Origin of the sequence: Clostridium sp. C2-6-12, from assembly GCF_009928485.1 — a bacterium.
Lineage (GTDB): Bacteria > Bacillota > Clostridia > Clostridiales > Clostridiaceae > Clostridium.
This window is the reverse complement of record NZ_JAABNP010000002.1, coordinates 205,057-225,324: the sequence shown is the minus strand read 5'-3', so window position 1 is coordinate 225,324 and position 20,268 is coordinate 205,057. Positions and strand designations below refer to the sequence as shown.

17 protein-coding genes and 1 pseudogene are annotated in these 20,268 nt (G+C 29.4%); 17 read left to right on the top strand and 1 reads right to left on the bottom strand.

The window, feature by feature from the left end; all coding sequences use genetic code 11:
• Positions 1-6: 6 nt before the first annotated feature.
• From GXK56_RS28020 to GXK56_RS02635, 14 genes and pseudogenes are all read left to right on the top strand, one after another.
• Positions 7-882, top strand: a pseudogene (locus GXK56_RS28020) (ABC transporter ATP-binding protein); the annotation flags it as partial.
• Positions 874-1,791, top strand: a complete 918-nt coding sequence (locus tag GXK56_RS02695; protein WP_243155998.1) for an ATP-binding cassette domain-containing protein — start codon at positions 874-876, stop codon at positions 1,789-1,791. The pseudogene GXK56_RS28020 and the gene GXK56_RS02695, both read left to right, overlap by 9 nt.
• Positions 1,784-3,517, top strand: coding sequence for an ABC transporter ATP-binding protein (locus GXK56_RS27660; RefSeq protein ID WP_202127810.1), 1,734 nt, complete (start codon positions 1,784-1,786; stop codon positions 3,515-3,517). The genes GXK56_RS02695 and GXK56_RS27660 overlap by 8 nt, the downstream gene beginning before the upstream one ends.
• Before the next feature lie 100 nt (positions 3,518-3,617).
• Entirely contained in the window at positions 3,618-4,268 is a 651-nt protein-coding gene (locus GXK56_RS02685; RefSeq protein WP_160684590.1) for a DUF1905 domain-containing protein, read from the top strand.
• Between the two features lie 31 nt (positions 4,269-4,299).
• Positions 4,300-4,947, top strand: a complete 648-nt coding sequence (locus GXK56_RS02680; RefSeq protein ID WP_160684588.1) for a cyclase family protein — start codon at positions 4,300-4,302, stop codon at positions 4,945-4,947.
• A 693-nt stretch (positions 4,948-5,640) separates the two neighbouring features.
• Positions 5,641-7,347, top strand: coding sequence for a methyl-accepting chemotaxis protein (locus GXK56_RS02675; protein WP_202127809.1), 1,707 nt, complete (start codon positions 5,641-5,643; stop codon positions 7,345-7,347).
• Positions 7,348-7,410: 63 nt separating this feature from the next.
• Positions 7,411-7,710: a hypothetical protein gene (locus GXK56_RS02670; protein ID WP_160684586.1), complete on the top strand. Its 300-nt coding sequence runs from the start codon at positions 7,411-7,413 to the stop codon at positions 7,708-7,710.
• A gap of 445 nt (positions 7,711-8,155) precedes the next feature.
• Complete coding sequence (locus GXK56_RS02665; RefSeq protein ID WP_160684584.1) at positions 8,156-9,829, top strand: peptide-binding protein; 1,674 nt, start codon at positions 8,156-8,158, stop codon at positions 9,827-9,829.
• 70 nt (positions 9,830-9,899) lie between these two features.
• Positions 9,900-10,862, top strand: coding sequence for an ABC transporter permease (locus GXK56_RS02660; protein ID WP_160684582.1), 963 nt, complete (start codon positions 9,900-9,902; stop codon positions 10,860-10,862).
• Between the two features lie 14 nt (positions 10,863-10,876).
• Entirely contained in the window at positions 10,877-11,716 is an 840-nt protein-coding gene (gene opp4C, locus GXK56_RS02655) for an oligopeptide ABC transporter permease (RefSeq protein ID WP_160684580.1), read from the top strand.
• Between the two features lie 12 nt (positions 11,717-11,728).
• Positions 11,729-12,721 (top strand): ABC transporter ATP-binding protein, encoded by a 993-nt coding sequence (locus GXK56_RS02650; RefSeq protein ID WP_160684578.1) that lies wholly within the window; start codon positions 11,729-11,731, stop codon positions 12,719-12,721.
• Complete coding sequence (locus tag GXK56_RS02645) at positions 12,714-13,700, top strand: ABC transporter ATP-binding protein (RefSeq protein ID WP_160684577.1); 987 nt, start codon at positions 12,714-12,716, stop codon at positions 13,698-13,700. The genes GXK56_RS02650 and GXK56_RS02645 overlap by 8 nt, the downstream gene beginning before the upstream one ends.
• A 23-nt stretch (positions 13,701-13,723) precedes the next feature.
• On the top strand, positions 13,724-14,437 hold the full coding sequence (locus GXK56_RS02640; protein WP_160684575.1) for a gamma-glutamyl-gamma-aminobutyrate hydrolase family protein: 714 nt from the start codon (positions 13,724-13,726) through the stop codon (positions 14,435-14,437).
• 184 nt (positions 14,438-14,621) lie between these two features.
• A complete protein-coding gene (locus tag GXK56_RS02635) occupies positions 14,622-15,041 on the top strand; it encodes a hypothetical protein (protein WP_160684573.1) in 420 nt (139 codons plus the stop codon).
• A 46-nt stretch (positions 15,042-15,087) separates the two neighbouring features.
• On the opposite strand, the gene GXK56_RS02630 is transcribed toward GXK56_RS02635, so the two are convergent.
• Entirely contained in the window at positions 15,088-15,969 is an 882-nt protein-coding gene (locus GXK56_RS02630) for a LysR family transcriptional regulator (RefSeq protein ID WP_160684571.1), read from the bottom strand.
• 114 nt (positions 15,970-16,083) lie between these two features.
• On the opposite strand from GXK56_RS02630, the gene GXK56_RS02625 reads away from it, so the two are divergent.
• From GXK56_RS02625 to GXK56_RS02615, 3 genes are all read left to right on the top strand, one after another.
• Positions 16,084-16,647: a 2-dehydropantoate 2-reductase gene (locus GXK56_RS02625; RefSeq protein WP_160684568.1), complete on the top strand. Its 564-nt coding sequence runs from the start codon at positions 16,084-16,086 to the stop codon at positions 16,645-16,647.
• A 167-nt stretch (positions 16,648-16,814) separates the two neighbouring features.
• Entirely contained in the window at positions 16,815-18,722 is a 1,908-nt protein-coding gene (locus tag GXK56_RS02620; RefSeq protein WP_160684565.1) for a sigma 54-interacting transcriptional regulator, read from the top strand.
• Between the two features lie 220 nt (positions 18,723-18,942).
• Positions 18,943-20,109, top strand: coding sequence for an iron-containing alcohol dehydrogenase (locus GXK56_RS02615; protein WP_160684562.1), 1,167 nt, complete (start codon positions 18,943-18,945; stop codon positions 20,107-20,109).
• The last annotated feature ends 159 nt before the right edge of the window (positions 20,110-20,268 follow it).

Here is a 20,268-nt window from a genome sequence, read left to right as displayed (position 1 = left end):
GAGTAAATGACAGATAAAAATAAATACACCTTTAAAGAAGTAATGAGGAAGATGTACAGATTCATAAATAAATGTAAATTGTTGATATTTACGTATATTACTTTATCTATATTAAGTATAGGAATAAATCTAGCATTAGCTAATTTAATTAATAAATCTATAAATTCAGCAATAGATCTTAATCACAATGAGTTGTATAGTTATCTAATTCAAATGGGTGCAGTTATTATAATTGGTATAGCCATAACTTATTTTTCAACTCTTGTATATGGCATTTTTAGAGCGAAAGTTATGTTGGATATCAGGAGGACGGCTACAGAACATCTTGAAAAACTACCTCTTTCTTTTATAGAAGATAACCATACTGGGGACATAATTTCAAGGCTTACAAATGACCTTTCTTCAGTTCAAAATTTTATAGGAGATAGCTTATTTAAAACACTGATTCAATTTGTATCGGTTATTATAACATCAATTTATTTAATAGAAATTAATTGGAAGTTGTAAATTGTTACTTTTATTGTAATACCTCCAGGACTTTTTGCCATTGATAGAATTTCAAAGCCTATGAAAAAGTATTTTAAGGAAGCTTCAAAAAATTTAGGGAAGGCAAATTCAATAGCACAGGATTCCTATGGAGGAATACCTATAATCAAAGCATTTAATTTAGAGGAATTTTTTCAAAATAAATTTAATGAAAACATTAGAAATGGTTTAAAATCCAATATTCAAGGCGTACATAGATTAAAATATATACCACCATTTAATATTATTCTTAGATCAACTCCATTTTCAATTTGCTTGATTTATGGAGCTTATCTATCAATCAATAATGAAATATCTCCAGGGCAATTACTTTCTTTTACATATTTAATGGGAGGAATAGTCTGGACTTTTGCCTTTTTACCAGGAATTATAAGCAACTTAACTAATGCGTTAGGAACTACAGAACGTTTTTTTGAAATTCTTGATACTCAAATTGAAAGAGAAGATGGTAATTGTTTTGAGAATTTAGATTCACAAAAGGTTGTTTCTTTTGATAAGGTTTCCTTTGCTTATAATGGAGAAAAAAATATTTTAAAGGATTTAAGTTTTCAAGTTAATAAAGGAAGTAAAATTGCATTAGTTGGAGCTAGTGGCTGTGGGAAAAGTACTGTTTTAAAGCTTATAGCTGGTTTTTATAATCATCAAAAAGGTAATATTGAAGTGTTTGGTTATAATTCAAAGGATTGGAGTATAAAACATTTACGATCAAAAATATCTTATGTATCTCAAGATACATATCTTTTTCCAGGAACAGTAATGGAAAATATATTACTAGGAAATTTAAGTGCAAAAAGAGAAGACGTTATAAATGCAGCAAAGGCAGCAGATGCACATGAATTTATATTAGAACTTCCGGATGGATATGATACTTTAGTAGGAGAAAGAGGAATAAAACTTTCTGGAGGTCAAAGACAGAGAATATCTATAGCACGTGCATTTTTGAAAAATGCACCTATAATTTTGCTTGATGAAGCCACTTCAGCCTTAGATACATTATCAGAATCGGCAATTCAAAATTCTTTAGAAAAGGTTATGGAGGGAAAAACATCAATTATCGTAGCTCATAGATTATCAACAATAAAAAATGTAGATGAAATTTATGTAATGGACAGTGGTAGTATTGTGGATAGAGGAAAGCATGAAGAACTAATAAAAGTGGACAACATATATTCTAAATTATACTCAAAACAATTTGATATTTACGATACTGAAGAAACAGCAATAGGAGAAGTAAAGTATGTTTAATAAGATAAAAATAAATGAATATTTAGAGATTTTAAATAATATAAAACCTAAAAGATTATTGTATTCTTTTGTTCTAATAAGCGATTGTATAGTTGAAACAAGTTTTTATTTACTTACTCCTATTGTTATGAAGTTAATGATAGATGCTTCAGTTAATACGAATACAAATGGGCTTAAAAATGGAATTTTAGTAGCAGCAGTAGTTTGTATTTTAGGAATGATCCTTTTTGGAACTTTTGAATTCTTCTTTTTCAGTATTATGCATAAGACAACTGCAAAAGTAAGAAATGAGCTTTTTGGTCACATTTTGCACCTTCCTTTATCCTATGTAGAAGAAAATCATAGTGGAGATACCTTATCAAGACTTACTAATGATGTTAATACTATGGAAGCCTCATATGGATGGCCTTTAAGAAATGTAATTGTATCTATGTTTGTTGGAATTTCATCTGCAGCAGTTATGATGCTTTTAGATTGGAGAGCAAGTATACTTTTAATTGGAGTTGGTATTGTATCTGTTTTTATTAATTCAAGACAAAAAGATACAATAAGAATAATAAACAAGCATATTCAAGAAAGAACTAGTAAATATACAGAAAATATTTCCAATATTTTAAATGGTTTCTTTACAATTAAAAATTATCAGCTTGAAAAAATGGTACTTAATAAAGCTGATCATATTAATGATGAAATACTTAAAAGTACTATCCAGTTAACAAAGAAGGAAGCTATTATGTCATCTCGTAATTTCTTTTTTGAATCTATTAATTTTGTAGGTATTATAGCTTTAGCAGCTTTTCTTTCAACTAAGGGAAATAATCTTGGGTCAATTGTATCATTAGTTTTTTTAGTTGGTAATGTAAATAGAATGTTTAGTGATACTAACAGTATGATCTTACAGCTTCAAAAATATTTATCTGGTTCTAATAGGGTTATGGAACTTATAAAAATACCTGTTGAAAATCATGAATACAGTGATAACTTAAATTACAAAGAAAATATAATGATAAAATTAGAAGCGGCGGCTTTTTCATATGACAGTAAAAATAATGTCTTAGATAATGTTAATTTAATAGTAAAGAAAGGACAAGTAGCTGCATTAGTAGGACCAAGTGGAGGCGGCAAAAGTACAATAATGAAACTCCTTCTAGGGTATTATCCATTAATCGCTGGAAACATTATAATTAATGAAAAATCAATTAATAACTATACTATGGGGCAATTAAGGGAACAAATTGCTTATGTACCTCAAGATTCATATATTTTTGATGGTACAATTGAAGAAAATATTAGATTTGGAAGACAAGATGCTTCAAGGAAGGAGGTAATAGAGGCAGCAAAAAATGCATATGCTGATGAATTTATTAAAGAGCTAGATGATGGATATAATACTAAGGTAGGGGAAAGAGGTATAAAGCTGTCAGGAGGTCAAAAACAAAGAATTGCAATAGCTCGTGCTTTCTTAAAAAATGCGCCTATACTTTTGTTAGATGAAGCCACTTCTTCGCTAGATTCAGAAAGTGAACAATATGTGCAAGAAGCTTTAAATAAGCTTATGGACAACAGAACTGTTCTTATTATTGCCCATAGATTATCAACAGTTAAAAATGCTGATGTTATTTACGTTATTAAAGAAGGTAAAAACATGGAACAAGGAAATCATGAGGAATTATTATTTAAGGACAGTTTATATAAGGAACTTTATGAACTTCAATTTAATAATTAATATTGTGGTGACAGTCACCAATTTTAAGATAGGTGACTGTCACAGAGGTAAGTGATCGTAACCAAGGTTACTAAATTTTAAATTGGAAGGTGAGATATTTATGAATTATAGATTCAATGGAAAAATCTTTTTAGAAGGAAATAAAGCTTTTATTGAGATTCCATTTAATGTATGGGAAGAGTGTAATCAAAAAGGAAATATACCAGTAAAGGTGTGCTTAAATGAGCTTGAGTTTGAATGCAAACTAGTTCCAAAGGGAAAAGGAAATTATTATATTCCAGTTAAACAAGAGTATATAAAAGATTTTGATATAGAAAAGGAACTAGAAATATCTTTTGAATTAATAAGTGGACTAACTCGAATTAATAATAATAGTCCATACAGTTTAGAAAATCCAATAAGAAAAATAGATAGTATTGAATTTGTGGCTCAAAACAAAAAAGGATTATGCGGACAAACTATCGTTTCAATGCTTTCAGGAGCTAAAATGGAGGAAGTAATAGAGTTGATGGGTACACAAAGCTCTATGAGTAAGGTAATTGAAGCTTTAGATTACTTTGGAATAAATCATTCAGGTAAAATGATTTATAATATTAAAGAAAATAATACACTACCAAAATGCTGCATTATAAATTCAAAAGGTCATTTAATTGTATTTTATGAGGGCAAATATTATGATTCCTATGCAGGAATATTAAGTTCATTTGATATTAATAATATTACTGGCTTTTTAGAAATACTAACGGATTAAAATTTAAAGTTATTAGAAGTGAGGAGTTTTTATGAAAGTAATTGATTTAACACATACTATTTCAGAGAATATGCCAGTATATCCAGGCACTGATGGACCAAAACTAGAATTAGCAAATACATACGAGAAAAATGGTTTTAAAGAAACTTTAATAACTATGTTTTCGCATACGGGAACTCATATGGATTCTCCTGCACATTTATTTCCGCAAAGAACTACCTTAGATTCATTTAAGGTAGAGCAATTTTTTGGGAAAGCTATAGTTATTAATTGTAGTGATTTGCAATCAGGTCAAAGAATATCAATGAAATATATTGAAGCAGTAAAAGAAAATGCTGATCAATCAGAATTTATTTTGTTTTATACAGGCTGGGATAAGTATTGGGGAACAAATACTTACTTTGGAGATTATCCATATATTACGGAAGAAGTTGCAGAATATATAAAAAGCAGTAGGAAAAAAGGTGTTGGCTTAGATGTTATGGGAATTGATCCTATTTCAGATGAAAACTTAACTATTCATAAAAAGCTTCTTGGTGAAACTGATATAGTAATTATTGAAAATCTTACGGATCTAGATAAAATAGGAAATGATTTGTTTACCTTTTGTGCATTACCTATAAAATTTGAAAATTCTGATGGAGCTCCGATTCGCGCAATTGCTATTTTACAGGAATAGGTCTATATAAATAATAGTAAAGCATATTTTATGATAGAATTTTATAAGCACTTGCTATGGATACTAAGGGGAATTAGAATAAAGATTGCAATGCTCTCAGGAGTTTCTTTACTATATTAAATTAAAAAATAGAAGGTTTTTCTGCAACTACTCAACAACTTTCGGTTACTATGGAGGAAACAGCAGCTTCTGCACAGGAAATGTCAGCGACATCTCAGGAAATAGAAAGAGCTGTCAATTCAATAGTAGATAAATCTGAAGAAGGATAGGTTCAAGCTGGAGAAATAAATAAAAGGACAGATGATACTAAAGAAAGTGCAAAAAGCTTAAAAATAAAATTATAAAATTTGAAATTTAATAGGATAATTTTATCATAAAACATAGAGAAATTTAATAATCTATGTTTTTTTTGCTTATAATTAACAAATAGTATAAAAGTGTTGAATAAAATATAGTTCATCTTATTTTGCACATTGCAAAATATAAAATCTAGTAATATAATCAATGTTGGCAAAAGATAGAAAATTGTCAGTTAAAACAAAAAAATGTAGATAAAAAGTTTTTGTTAAGTTCATAGAGGTGGTCAAACTAGATTGTTTTATGTTTTGTAAAAAAAATTTAAGAACTTTTGATATTGCATGAACGTAGAGTTGATAATTTTTAGTATGTGACGGGAAAGGTAAGGAAATAAAAGTGTTGAAAAATGTAAAAGTAAGAATCAAATTAATTGCGGCCTTTTTAATTATGGCGTGTATGATCGGAATTGTAGGAGGAATAGGAGTTTTTTCACTTAACAATATAGGTAGAGGTGCAGAAAAAATTTATGCTCAAAATGTACGTGGTGTTTATATATTAACGGATATGAAGCAAAATTTAACTGAAATAAAAAGTAATGTGCTTTCACTAATTTATGTACGAGATTCATCTAAAAGAGTTGAATTAGAGAAAATTATTAAAGCTAATCAAGATGAAGATAATGAATATATTAGTGAATTTGAAAAATTACCAATTGGAGATGATGAAAAAAAGGTATATGACGTATTCATTAATTTATTGAAGCAATACAGACCTTTAAGAGAGGAAGTAATTAAATTTATAGATGAAGGAAAGTTTGCAGAAGCAGAGGAAAAATATTCAGAGCTGTCAAAAGTTAGAGAAGCAATGTTTAATGATTTAGATTTATTAATTCAAAATAAGTTAAATGACGCTAAATTAGCAAATGATGAAATTCATTCAATAAATAAAAAGTTGAATGTAACAATATGCATAATAACAATTTTGGGATTTGTAATTGCAATTTTTCTTGGAATACTTATGACCAATGATATAAGTAAACCACTTGAAAAGATAAAAGAGTATGCAATGAGATTAGCTTCATATGATTTTTCGACTCCAATTTCAATTACAAGAAAAGATGAATTTGGAAAAACAGGTATTCAGTTAAATAAAGCTCAAGAAAACGTAAATAATTTAGTTAAGATAATTCAAGAAAAATCCCAAGATATAGGTTCATCTAGTGAGGAGCTTTCTGCAACCGTTGAGGAATTATCCTCTAAGGCGATGAGTATAGATGAAGCGGTAAATAATATTGCTAGTAGTATGCAGGAATCAAGTGCAGGAACAGAAGAAATAAGTGCTTCAATTCAAGAAGTTGATTCAAGTATAAATTTACTTTCACAAAAAGCTATGGATGGAAGTACAAATTCAAATGCTGCGAAACAAAGAGCTGTTGAAGTTAAAGGTAATAGCCAAAGAGCATTGAAGGAAGCTAAAGCAATAGCTTATGAAAAAGAACAAAAAATGGCAAAGGTTATTGAAGAGGGAAAGATAGTAACTAATATTAAAGTTATGGCAGATACCATAGCAGATATATCAGATCAGACAAATTTACTTGCACTAAATGCAGCAATAGAAGCTGCAAGAGCAGGAGATATGGGAAAGGGATTCGCAGTTGTAGCAGAACAAGTTAAAATGCTTGCGGAACAATCATCAGAGGCTGTAAAAAATATTCAAGAAACTATAAATAAAGTACAAGAAACATTTATGAATAGTATTGATACAGGAAATGAGATAGTAGAATTTATTAATAAAGATATAAGTTTACAATTTGAGGCATATGAACAAACAGGAAATCAATATTATAAGGATTCTGATTATGTAAGCAATATGTCAGAAGAAATTGCTGCTATGTCAGAAGAAGTAACTGCAACTATTGGACAAGTAAGTGAAGCTGTACAAAATATGGCTGGAGTATCACAAAAATCTAGTGAAAATGCAGAAGTAATAAGAGAAAGCATGAATGAAACTACAAGAGCATTAGAACAAGTTGCATTAACTGCTCAAAGTCAAGCAGAGCTCGCTCAAAATCTTAACGAAATAATTCAAAAATTTAAGGTATAAAAAACATTTGATACATATTATTTTTATGATATAATCGTCTTTGAAATGAGGTGTGTGAATCTTATGGCAAAAAGAACTAGTAGAAATACGGACATATTAAAAGAAACTAAAAATACGACAACACCTAAGATATATTCTTTACTGGTTAAGTTAGTGAATGAAGATAGGGAAGATTTAGCAGAAGATGTATTAAAAATAGATTATTTATTAGCTTACGCCAATACCTGTATTAAGGATAGGGATTTTAAGCAGGCAAAAGAAACAATGGAAATGGCTAAGAACAGAATTGATAAATTAATAAATAATGGTGTTGATGTGGAATATTTAGTATATATATATGATGGAATTAAATCAAAATTATAATAATACTAATGTTTGCGTGGTAATTTTAAATTATTTATGCCAGTAGTAAAAAAACAAAATAAGAAATGAAGAAAAGCACAATCTATTTATATTGAATAGATTGTGCTTATTTTATTTTTCTCATATAATCATAAAAACCAATTAAGGAAAATATTTTCTATATATATAGTTGGTATTATTGACATTTAATTACTTGTGACTTATACTAAACATATAGAAATACTCTGAATTAAATTTATGAAATAATAATTGTAATTAACTTGTACAAGGGGAAATATTAATAAATGCAATAATTCAGTTTGTTTAAAAAAATAATATATAAGTTTTATATAAATAACCTACTTTAAAACTAATTAAATCAAATAAGTTTAAGTGGTTTATTTGTTGAAACATATTATTAGTTTTATTTCAATAAGCAATATATTTTATGAAAAGGGGAATACTTATGATTTATAGGAAAAATAAAATTTTAGCGGGGATAATATCAACATTATTATCATTATCATTATTAAATGGTTGTGGTTCCACATCTGCAGAAATACCAACAAATGCTTCTTCAAGCAAAGCATCAGGAGAAGGTTCTGTACTTAGATATGCAGTAGAATCTTCGCCAAAAGGATTATTTAGTCCTTTGTTATCAAATACAACGTATGATAATAATGTAAATAACTTAGTATATTCACCATTGATTTTGTTAGATGAAAATAACGAATTCAAACCAGGCCTTGCAGAGAAATATGAATTTTCAGAGGATAAGCTTACATTAACATTTAATTTAAGAAAAGATGTTAAGTGGCATGATGGGGAAGATTTTACAGCAGATGACGTTGCCTTTACATTTACTAGTATAGCTGATCCAAAGTATACAGGATCAAGATTTAATGAAATTTCTAAAATAGTTGGTGCACAAGATTATCATGATGGTAAGTCAAGTTCCATTAGTGGAATTAAAGTTATAGATAAAAATACAATAAGTTTTACATATACTAAAGTATATGCGCCTGCATTATCTAATTTCTCACAACGTGGTATTATTCCAAAGCATATTTGGAGTAAAGTAAATATTGCTGAATGGGACAAGCAAAGCGATTTGCTTAATAAGCCAATAGGAACAGGTCCTTTTAAACTTACAGAATTTAAGGCAGATCAATATGTAGAATTAGCAAAAAATGATACTTATTTTGGTGGAACACCAAAGATTGATAAGTTTATCTTCAAAGTAACAAATACTGAAACAGAACTTTCTGAATTAGCTAAGGGAGATCTTGACGTTGTAGAACTTTCAAGTACCAAGGCAGAAGATTTACAAACATTGAAAAATGCAGGTATAAAGATTGAAGAAAAGCCAAGTGCAAATTATCAATTTATGACTATGAATAGTAATCGTGAATTTTTTAAGGATAAAAAAGTTCGTCAAGCAATTACTTATGCTATAAACAGAAAAGGAATAGTTGATAGCTTATTGACTGATCATGGACAGGTTATAAATACACCAATATCATTAGCAGGATGGGCTTATCCACAATCAGGTCTTAATAGTTATGATTACAGCACTGATAAAGCAAAACAGTTACTAAAAGAAGCTGGATGGAGCGATAATAATGGTGTTCTTGAAAAAGATGGCAAGAAATTTGAAGTAGATTTAATGGTACCAACAGGAAATAAAGTTCGCGAACAAAGTGCTCCTATTATTCAACAAAATTTAAAGGATGTAGGTATTAAAGTAAATATAAGTACAATGGACATTGCATCTGCTATGGCAAAGACTAAAGGAGAAGGAGATTATGATATGGGACTACTTGGATTTACACTTGAAGTAGATCCAGGAGATGCTGATAGATATTGGTCTTCAAAAATTGCAAATGGATCACAATTTAATTTTTCAAACTTTATTAATGCTCAAAGTGATGAATTAATTGAAAAAGGTGCAACTACAATCGATCGTAATGAGCGTAAAGAAATTTATGCAAAGTGGGGGCAAATACTAAATGAAGAAGCACCATATGTGTTCTTATATTCACAAAATGCTATTCGTGCACATAATCCAAAATTAGAAGGATACAAATATTCAGCATATTCTGTATTCCCTAATATTCAAAATTGGACAATTTCAAAATAAGAATAATATGTATCGGTTAAAGCTTATGGCTTTAATCGATATAATTTTTTATAGGAAGGACTGAGAGTTCTTGAAAAAATATGTTTTTAAGCGTTTAATACAAACTATTCCGGTATTGATAGGAATATCTATTATTGTGTTTATACTTGTTAAATTACAACCAGGAGATCCTTTTTCATCTATGATGGATCCTAATCTTTCAAAAGAAATGCAAGAAAAAATGTTAGAAAAACTAGGATATAATGATCCAATTATTGTTCAATACTTTAAATGGCTATTACGTGCTATACAAGGAGATCTTGGATATTCTATTCAATTTAAACAGCCAGTATTAAGTGTAATTTCAAGTCGATTAGGAAATACAGTGATTTTATCATTATGCTCCATGATAATTAGTATTTTAATAGCAATTCCTTGCGGCGTAATAAGTGCCACAAAACAACGTACAAGAACTGACTATATTGTTACAGTTTTTGCTTTCATGGGATTGTCAATTCCTTCATTTTTCTTTGGAATGCTTTTGATTAAAGTATTTTCAGTAGATCTTGGATGGTTTCCGATTTCAGGAATGATAAGTACTGGTGTTAATTTAAGTGGATGGGCGTATGCATTTGACATTGCTAAGCATATGGTATTACCAATGGTAGTTCTTGCTCTAATGAATACAGCTAGTTTAATGCGTTATACTCGTTCTGATATGATTGAAATATTAAAAACTGACTATATACGAACAGCACATTCAAAAGGAGTAAGAAAAAGAAATATTATTTACCAACATGCTTTAAAGAATGAATTACTGCCATTAATTACAGTAGTAACTATGCAGATACCGTCACTATTATCAGGTGCATTATTAACAGAAACAATTTTTGTTTGGCCAGGGATTGGAAGATTAAATTATAATGCAGTTATGAGTCGTGATTATCCACTTATTATGGGAATAGTAATGATGGTTGCTGTAATAAGTTTACTTACTAATTTACTAGCAGATATTCTTTATTCTGTTGTAGATAAGCGTGTTGAATATGAATAGAGGGGGAGACATAGTTGAAACATTCGATTTTACATAGATTTCTAAAAAATAAGCTGGCTATGATTGGTTTTATTCTTTTGACTTTATTTGTTTTGGCAGCAGTTTTAGCACCTATCTTAACAAATTATTTAAGAGATACTATCGATTTAATGAGTATAGAAAGTCGCCCTAGTTTAAAGCATTTACTTGGAACTGATGAACTTGGTAGAGATGTTTTTACAAGGCTGCTATATGGGGGGCGTGTTTCACTAGGTGTTGCTCTTACTGCAACTATATTACAATTACTTATTGGTGTTACTCTTGGATCAATTAGTGGATTTTATGGAAAATGGATAGATAATGTTATTATGCGTATTGTAGACACTGTTATGTGTTTTCCCTTTTTTGTAATTGCAATTACAATTGCTGCACTCATTGGACCTAGTGCATGGAATGTAATTTTGATTATTGGCTTGCTACAATGGACGGGAGTGGCTAGAATTGTACGTGCTGAGATTTTATCACTTAAGCATAGTGAGTTTATTGAAGCTGCACGTGCTATGGGATTTAGCAATTTTAAAATAATTTTTAATCATTTGCTGCCTAATATATTATCACCAGTTATTGTAAATGCTACATTAAGCGTTGCTCAAGGAATATTAATGGAAGCCGGATTAAGTTTCTTAGGGCTTGGAGTAAAACAACCAGAACCAAGTTGGGGAAATATATTATCAGCAGCTCAAAGTATGCGTGTATTACAAAATGAATGGTGGTTATGGATTCCAGCAGGATTATTAGTTTTTTTATCAGTCTTATCAATAAATTTTGTTGGTGATGGGTTGCGAGATGCACTTGATCCAAAAATGAAAATTTAGGAGGTGCAATACATGAAAACTCAAAATTTATCTGTTAATAATCTTTCAGTTAGTTTTACTGGAGATAATGGAAAAGTAATTGCTATAGATGATGTGAGTTTTAATCTGGAAAAAGGAAAAATATTAGGGGTAATTGGAGAATCAGGTTGCGGTAAAAGCACATTAGCTTTATCTATTATGAAGCTTTTGCCAGAAAAAATAAGTAAAATTGAACAAGGGGAAATTCTGTTTAATGGAAAGGATTTAAGCAAGTTTACAGAAGAAAAACTTGAAAATCTTAGAGGAAATGAAATTTCAATGATTTTTCAAGAACCAATGACTTCATTAAATCCACTATTTAAAGTGGGAAGGCAAATCGGAGAGCCTCTAAAAATACATAAACAGTTGGGAGGACGTGAACTTAAGAATAAAGTAATCGAACTTCTTAAAACTGTACATATTCCAAATCCAGAAAAAATTTATGATGCATATCCACATAGTTTAAGTGGAGGGATGCGTCAGCGTGTAATGATTGCAATGGCTTTAAGCTGTGAACCAGAAATTTTAATAGCAGATGAACCCACAACAGCCTTAGATGTTACCATTCAATCTCAAATTTTGTATTTATTAAAAAAGTTAAATGAGAAAGTTAATACTTCAATTATATTTATTACTCATGATTTATCAGTTGTTGCAGAAGTATGTGATGAAGTAATGGTGTTATATGCAGGAAAATTAGTAGAACAAACCAATGTTTATGAATTATTTGATAATCCTAAGCATCCATATACAATTGGGCTTTTAGAATCTCAACCTCATAGGTGTGAACGTGGGAAACCATTGCCAAGTATTAAAGGTATGGTTCCAGCGTTACTAGATATGCCTTCAGGATGTCGCTTTAGCACAAGATGTTCTAAAAAGTTTTGTGAAAAATGTGTAAAGGAGCAACCGCCTTTATTTGAGGTAGATCAAAATCATAAAGTAGCATGTTGGCTATATGATGAGGAGGCAAAGAATTTTGAGTGATACAATTTTAAAAGTAGAACATCTTAAGAAAAAATATGTACTTGAAAAAAATATTTTTGGAAAAGAAAAGGCTGTTTTAAATGCAGTAAATGATATTTCATTTTCTATTAATAGAGGAGAAAGTTTTGCCTTGGTAGGTGAATCGGGATGTGGTAAATCCACAACTGCCAGGAGTATTTTGAAATTAATAGATGCTGATGGTGGAAGTGTGGTATTTGAAGATAAAACACTATTTGATATTGAAAATAAAAAATCAATTAATAAGAAGGAAATGTTAAAACTCAGAAAAGATATGCAAATTATTTTTCAAGATCCATATGCAAGCTTAGACAAGAAAATGAAAATTGGACAGATTGTAGCGGAAGGAATCGAAAAACATAAATTGGCACACGGAAAAGATGCACTTAAGATGGCAGAAGAATATTTACAAATCTGTGGCTTAGAGAAAGAAGCAGCAAATCGATATCCTCATGAGTTTAGTGGTGGGCAGCGCCAACGTATTGGAATTGCAAGAGCTTTAGCTGTGAAGCCTAAATTTGCGGTGGCAGATGAGCCGGTAGCTGCTTTAGATGTTTCGATTCAAGCACAAATTATTAATTTGCTAAATGAATTAAAAGAAAAATATTCATTGACTTTTTTATTTATCTCACATGATTTAGGTGTGGTAAAATACTTCTGTGACAAAATTGCAGTTATGTATTTAGGAAGTATTGTTGAACTTACAACTGGTAAAGAGTTATTTGAGAATCCAAAACATCCATATACAAAAATGCTAATAGAATCTATACCAGTAAGTCATCCCAAATTAAGAAAACAGAGAATTAATATAGAAGAGTCAGAAATAACTTATGAAGATAAAGGTACAGGGTGTCAATTCTGCAATCGTTGCTCATATGCTACAGAACGCTGCAAGAATGAAGCGCCAGTTATTAAAGAAATTAGTAGTGGGCATTTCCTAAAATGTCATTTATTTGAGTAACTTAAGAAAAGGAGATTTTTATTATGAAACCTATCATTGGTATTACAACCTATATAAAAAAAGGGTCATTTAGGAGTTATTCACAAGTTGGATATGAATATATAGATAAAGTAGAAAGGGCTGGAGGAATTCCATTAGAAATTCCTGTTTTGCAGCATTTTACAACGGAAATTTTAATTAATTTGATTAATTCTTTTGATGGTATAATTTTTTCTGGTGGTGCCAATGTAGATTCTAAATGGTATGGTGAGCAGCCTTTGGAAAAACAAAGTACAGAAGCTGATTTGCGTAATAAATTTGAGAAAGCCTTATTTTTAGTTGCTAAGGAAAAGAAAATACCTATTTTAGGAATTTGTAGAGGAAGCCAGCTTATTAATGTTTTGCAAGGAGGAAGTCTATTTCAAAATATTGATATGCAAATGAATACAGAAATTAATCATGAAGGTATAGATAAAAAAATAGCAGAAAAGCAGCATAGTGTTTCTTTGGAAAAAGGTTCATTTCTTGCAAAGATTTCTGGTAAAAAGAAGATCTCAGTAAATTCATTTCATGTTCAGTGTATAAAAGAGTTAGGTGATAATTTAGAAATCACAGCTAAAAGCGAAGATGGTGTTCCAGAAGCAATAGAATATAGAGGCGATTTTTTTATGAAGGGTGTACAATGGCATCCAGAAGCTTTAGATGATCAATTGCAACTCTTTAGTGAATTTATTAATGTTTGTTCATCAAAAAAATAATAGAGGAAGTTGTATTTCTAAGTATAAAACTAAAGATGATATATTTTTTGCTGCTTATTTTGTAGATTTATATATTTATAACAACAATTAGTGTTATAATAAAGTAATCTTTATTAAAGTGCATTGAGTTATTTATATGCACTTTAATAAGTAATAAAATAAATATGTAAAGTGAGACACATAAATGAGATTTGAAAAACTAGAAAAAACAATAAATAAATTAGATAATGATATTGAAGCTTTAGGAAGAGCTAAAAACTATTTATCTAATAAAGATGAAATTAATGAAATAATTGATTTATTAAATCAGGAAAGACAAGTATATGCGGACGAATTATATTTGGGAGATGCAGCTATATATCCTGAATGTATAGAAATTATAAAAGGCCTTTTAGATAAAGAAGTAGGTAGAGAAGAACAAATAGAATTATTAGAAAATATAAAAGAAATACATGGAAGAAAATCACCTAATGTATCTAAAAAAAGTCATGGACTTAACGCTTGGCTTAAATTCCTTGATGTTGAATGTGAGTGGATAGAAAATCCTAATAGTGAATGGGCAACTTTAATCATTAAAGGTTATGTTCCAAGGGTTAACAATTAAATATAAGATTATAATATGAGTTTTTGCCTAGGCAAAAACTCAATTTTTATTTCTTTAAAAAATCTATAAGTGTTTTTGCTGCTATAGAAAGACTAGAAGAATTTTTATAAATGCCGCCAATATATCTAGGTGGAATAGAAGTTTCCAAAGGAATTTCAACAAGAGTTTTATTTTCTAAGTCCTGGTGAAGAAATTCTTTTACAACAGAAGTAATACCTAGACCCATTTTTGCACATTCAATTAAGAAATCCATATTACTTGCTTCAATATCTGGAATAATATTTAAATCATTTTTTGTGAAATAATTGTCAAGAAATTCTCTTGTAGCATTAGGTTTTTCTAAAAACATAAAGGAGCCTTTTGAGAAAACATCTTCTACAGATTTTATATTTAAGTTTTCTAAATAATCTGGACTTGCCACTAAAATATCATGCATTTGGAAGAATTCAATATATTCAAGATCTTCCTCCATTGAGTTTATTGCAATAATTCCTAAATCTAATTTTTCCTCTTGAACTAGCTTTATTGTATCAAAAGTAGGCTTATTTATTATTTTTATTTTAAAATTGGGATATTCTTTTATGAATTCCTGGAATTTAGGCAAAAAATAACTTTTTCCTATGGTTGTACTGACTCCCAAATTTATATTTCCGATTTCTTTATTTTTTAATTTTTCTAATATATTCTCACCTAAACTAAATTCATTAAAGGCATTTTTTATATGAGTAAATAAAATTTCTCCTTCTGGAGTTAAGGTCACTCCTTTAGAACTTCGTGAAAATAATGTAACATTAAGTGAATTTTCCAAGGTTTTTATAGATTTACTTACAGCAGGCTGAGAAACAAATAGTATTTCAGCAGCACGCGATATATTTTTGCAGCTTGCAACAGTGAAAAAAGCTTTATAAAGATTTAAATCAATATTCATAGTATAACTCCTGTTTATAGTATTCATAACTAATATATATTTTTATTATACAACAAGAAAGAGTAAAATAAAAATATAGTAAGGACGAATACACTAGGAAAGGAAGAAAATATTATGAAAATTGGAATAGTTGGAATTGGTGCAGTTGGTGGATATATTAGTGCTATGCTTTGTAAAAGCAGCGAAAATGTTTATGTTATAGGAAACGGTGAAAGAATAGACACAATAAAAAATAATGGGATTTCTTTAAAAAGCGAAACAGTTGGTAACTTTGTAGCATTTCCAACTATTGTAACGGAAGTTCCTAAAAAGAAGATTGAACTTATGGATATTGTTTTTGTATGCGTTAAAGGACATTCTTTAAAGGAAGCAGCTAAAGTTATTTCACCTATGGTAGATAATCATACCTTAATTATTCCTATTATTAATGATGAACATGGTGGAACAGAATTATATTCTTATTTAGGGAAAGGTAAAGTAGCAGAAGGAACAATGTATATTACATCAAAATTTGAAGATGAAGGAATAATTAATCATACCAGTAAAGATACAAGAATTGTAATATATTCAAACAAAAACCGTCCAATACATAAAAGATATTTGGACAGAGTTTATAATGTACTAGCTAAAGCTGATATTATGTGTGAAGTTAGAAAAGAAGCAGAAGCAGCTGCATAAGTAATTTACCCTTCATCAAAGAAAAAATTAATATAGCATTTATAAAAAAATCAATATATACTAAAAGAAAGTCGTATTTTAATATGGCTTTCTTTTAGTATATGGAACTTATGATGTATAATAATTTATTCAAAGATAAACTTTACTAAAAAGGATGGAGATGCCTTGTGGATAGCAAACAAATTTTAATTGAAAATTCTCATAAAAGAAGTGAAAGTTATGGTGTAGAGAAAAAATCAAACTGTTCTAAAAAAATTCTTTATGGAGAAGAATTAGAAAAAATATTAAATGATAATAAAGAATTGATTGAAATATCAAAATTATATATTGATATGGTTTTTTCAGCTGTTAGCGATAATGAATTTATCATTGTATTGACAGATAATAATGGGTGTATTTTATATATAAAAGGTGCAGAAGAAAATAGTATTAAGCTTGATTGTGACAATCTTACAGTTGGAGCTTATATGGATGAACAAAATATAGGTACTAATGCTATGGGAACTGCAATTAAAGAAGATAAATGCGTTCAAATTACTGCTAAAGAACATTATATAGCTGGACTTCAGGGACTAACTTGTTCAGCGGCACCTATACATAATACGAATAATGAAATAATAGGAACTTTAAATTTAACTGGTAGAAGCATAATGAAGCATCCTCATACTTTAGGTTTAGTAGTTTTTGGTGTTAAAGCAATTGAAAATGAGATGGATAATAGAAAAATAAGCAATATATTAACTCAAACTTATAATTATATGGAAAGTGTTATAGATAATTTAGATAAGGGAATTATGATTTTAGATAAGGATGGGAAAATAACTAATATAAATAAATTAGGAGCAGAAATATTTAATAGAGATAAAGAAGCTTTATTAAAGGAAGAAGTTCATTATATTTTGCCTGATTTAGGGAATATATTTGAAGAGTTAGATACAGAGAAAAAAACAGTTATTAAGGAAGTGAAATTTAAACATACAAGCAGATACAAAACTAAATTATCCTTTAAGGGTATTGAGCATAAGGAAAAAATAATTGGAATGGTTGTGACCATGAGCAATGAAAAGGAAGAAACGGATATTAATAATGGAACAGGGGCCTTTTTAACCTTTAATGATATTATTGGAGAAAGTGCTGCAATTATTAATGTAATAACAAATAGTAAAATTATTTCAAACAGTCCTTCAACAGTTTTAATTGAAGGAGAAAGCGGAACGGGGAAAGAAGTTTTAGCCCAAGCTATGCATAATTACAGCTTAAGAAGAAACAATAAGTTTGTTGCAATAAATTGTGGAGCAATACCTGAAAATATAATTGAAAGTGAATTGTTTGGTTATGAAGATGGTACTTTTACTGGTGGTAAAAAAGGAGGAAAACCAGGTAAGTTTGAAGTAGCTAATGGTGGGACTTTGTTTTTAGATGAAATAGGAGAAATGCCTTTAGATATGCAGGTTAATTTACTGCGTGTACTTCAGGAGGGAAGAGTAACAAGACTTGGAGGAAGTACAGAAATCCCTATAGATGTAAGGGTTATAGCAGCTACAAATAAAAACTTAAAGAAGGAAGTTAAAAAAGGAACTTTTAGAGAGGATTTATATTATAGATTATGTGTAATTCCTATAAAGTTACCCCCTTTAAGAGAAAGAAAAGGGGATGTGGAAAAGCTTATTGAATATTTTTTAAGAATAAAATCCTTTAAGCTTAACAAACAAATGCCACAAATAAAAAAAGAGCTATATGAGAATTTAGTATCTTATAGCTGGCCTGGAAACATTAGACAACTGGAAAATTATATTGAAAATATAGTGAATTTAGATGGTAATTTTTCATTTGATTTACTTGAAGATGGCGATGAAAAGACAAATTTAATATTAACAAAAGAAAATGTTTTAATTAATTTATATGAAAAATATGATGAGGATAAGAAAAGCTTTGATTTAGAAGGTTTAGAAAGCAAAACAATAAAAGAAGCAATAAAATCCTATGATAAAAATATGACGAAAATTGCTAAGGCTTTAGGCATAAGTAGAAACACATTATATTTAAAAATTAAAAAATATGGAATAGAAGTGTAATAAAATAAGACACTGTCCTAAAATGAGACATATAAAAATGATGAAAATGTCTTATTTTAGGACACTTTTTGTCAATTGGAATATTATTCTTTTTATAAATGGCTTATTTAAAGTAATTGATAAAATAATAACAAGTTGGCACACTTCTTGCTTTGTTATATTTATGACATTGTAAATGCAAAATATAAATTATGAGGAAAACATTAGGAGGACTTAATTTATGGCACGTTTTACTTTACCAAGAGATTTATATCATGGAAAAGGATCATTAGAAGCGCTTAAAACTTTAAAAGGAAAGAAAGCTTTTGTAGTTGTTGGTGGTGGATCAATGAAGAGATTTGGTTTTCTTGATCAAGTTGAAAACTACTTAAAAGAAGCAGGAATGGAAGTTGAATTATTTGAAGGAGTGGAACCAGACCCATCAGTGGAAACTGTTATGAAGGGCGCAGAAGCAATGAGAAAATTCGAGCCTGACTGGATAGTTGCTATAGGTGGAGGATCTCCAATAGATGCAGCTAAAGCTATGTGGATTTTCTATGAATACCCAGAATTCACATTTGAACAAGCAGTTGTTCCATTTGGATTACCTGAACTTAGACAAAAGGCTAAATTTGTAGCTATTCCATCAACAAGTGGTACAGCTACAGAAGTTACAGCGTTTTCAGTAATAACAAATTATACTGAAAAGATTAAATATCCTTTAGCTGACTTTAACATCACTCCAGATATTGCAATAGTTGATCCAGCTTTAGCTCAAACTATGCCAGCTACATTAACAGCACATACTGGAATGGATGCATTAACACATGCTATAGAAGCATATACTGCATCACTTAGATCAAACTTCTCAGATCCATTAGCTATAAAAGCAATAGAAATGGTTAATGAAAATTTAGTTAAATCTTATGCAGGTGATGAAGAAGCTAGAAACTTAATGCATGAAGCTCAATGTTTAGCAGGAATGGCATTCTCAAATGCATTACTTGGAATAGTTCACTCAATGGCTCATAAAGTTGGAGCTGTATTCCACATACCTCATGGATGTGCAAATGCGATCTTCTTACCATATGTTATTCAATATAACAGATCAAAATGTGAAGATAGATATGCAGATATAGCTAGAACACTTAAATTAGAAGGCAATACAGATGCTGAATTAACTGATTCGTTAATTAAATTAATCGATGGATTAAATGACAAATTAAGTATTCCTCATTCAATGAAGGAATATGGAGTTGAAGAAGCTGATTTTAAAGCTAACTTAGAGTTTATTGCTCATAATGCAGTATTAGATGCATGTACAGGATCAAATCCTAGGGAAATAGATGATGCTACAATGGAAAAATTATTTGAATGCACATATTATGGAACTAAAGTAAATCTATAATAAATTAATTTTCTCACAAGCTAAATATTATAAAATTGAAACCACATAATCTCACATAATATATATTAACCAATAAGGGCTCTCAACCTCAGAGGGCTCTTGTTATTGGAATGAGAAATAGGAATAACATGAGAAAACAGTTAACAGTTTACAATTAAC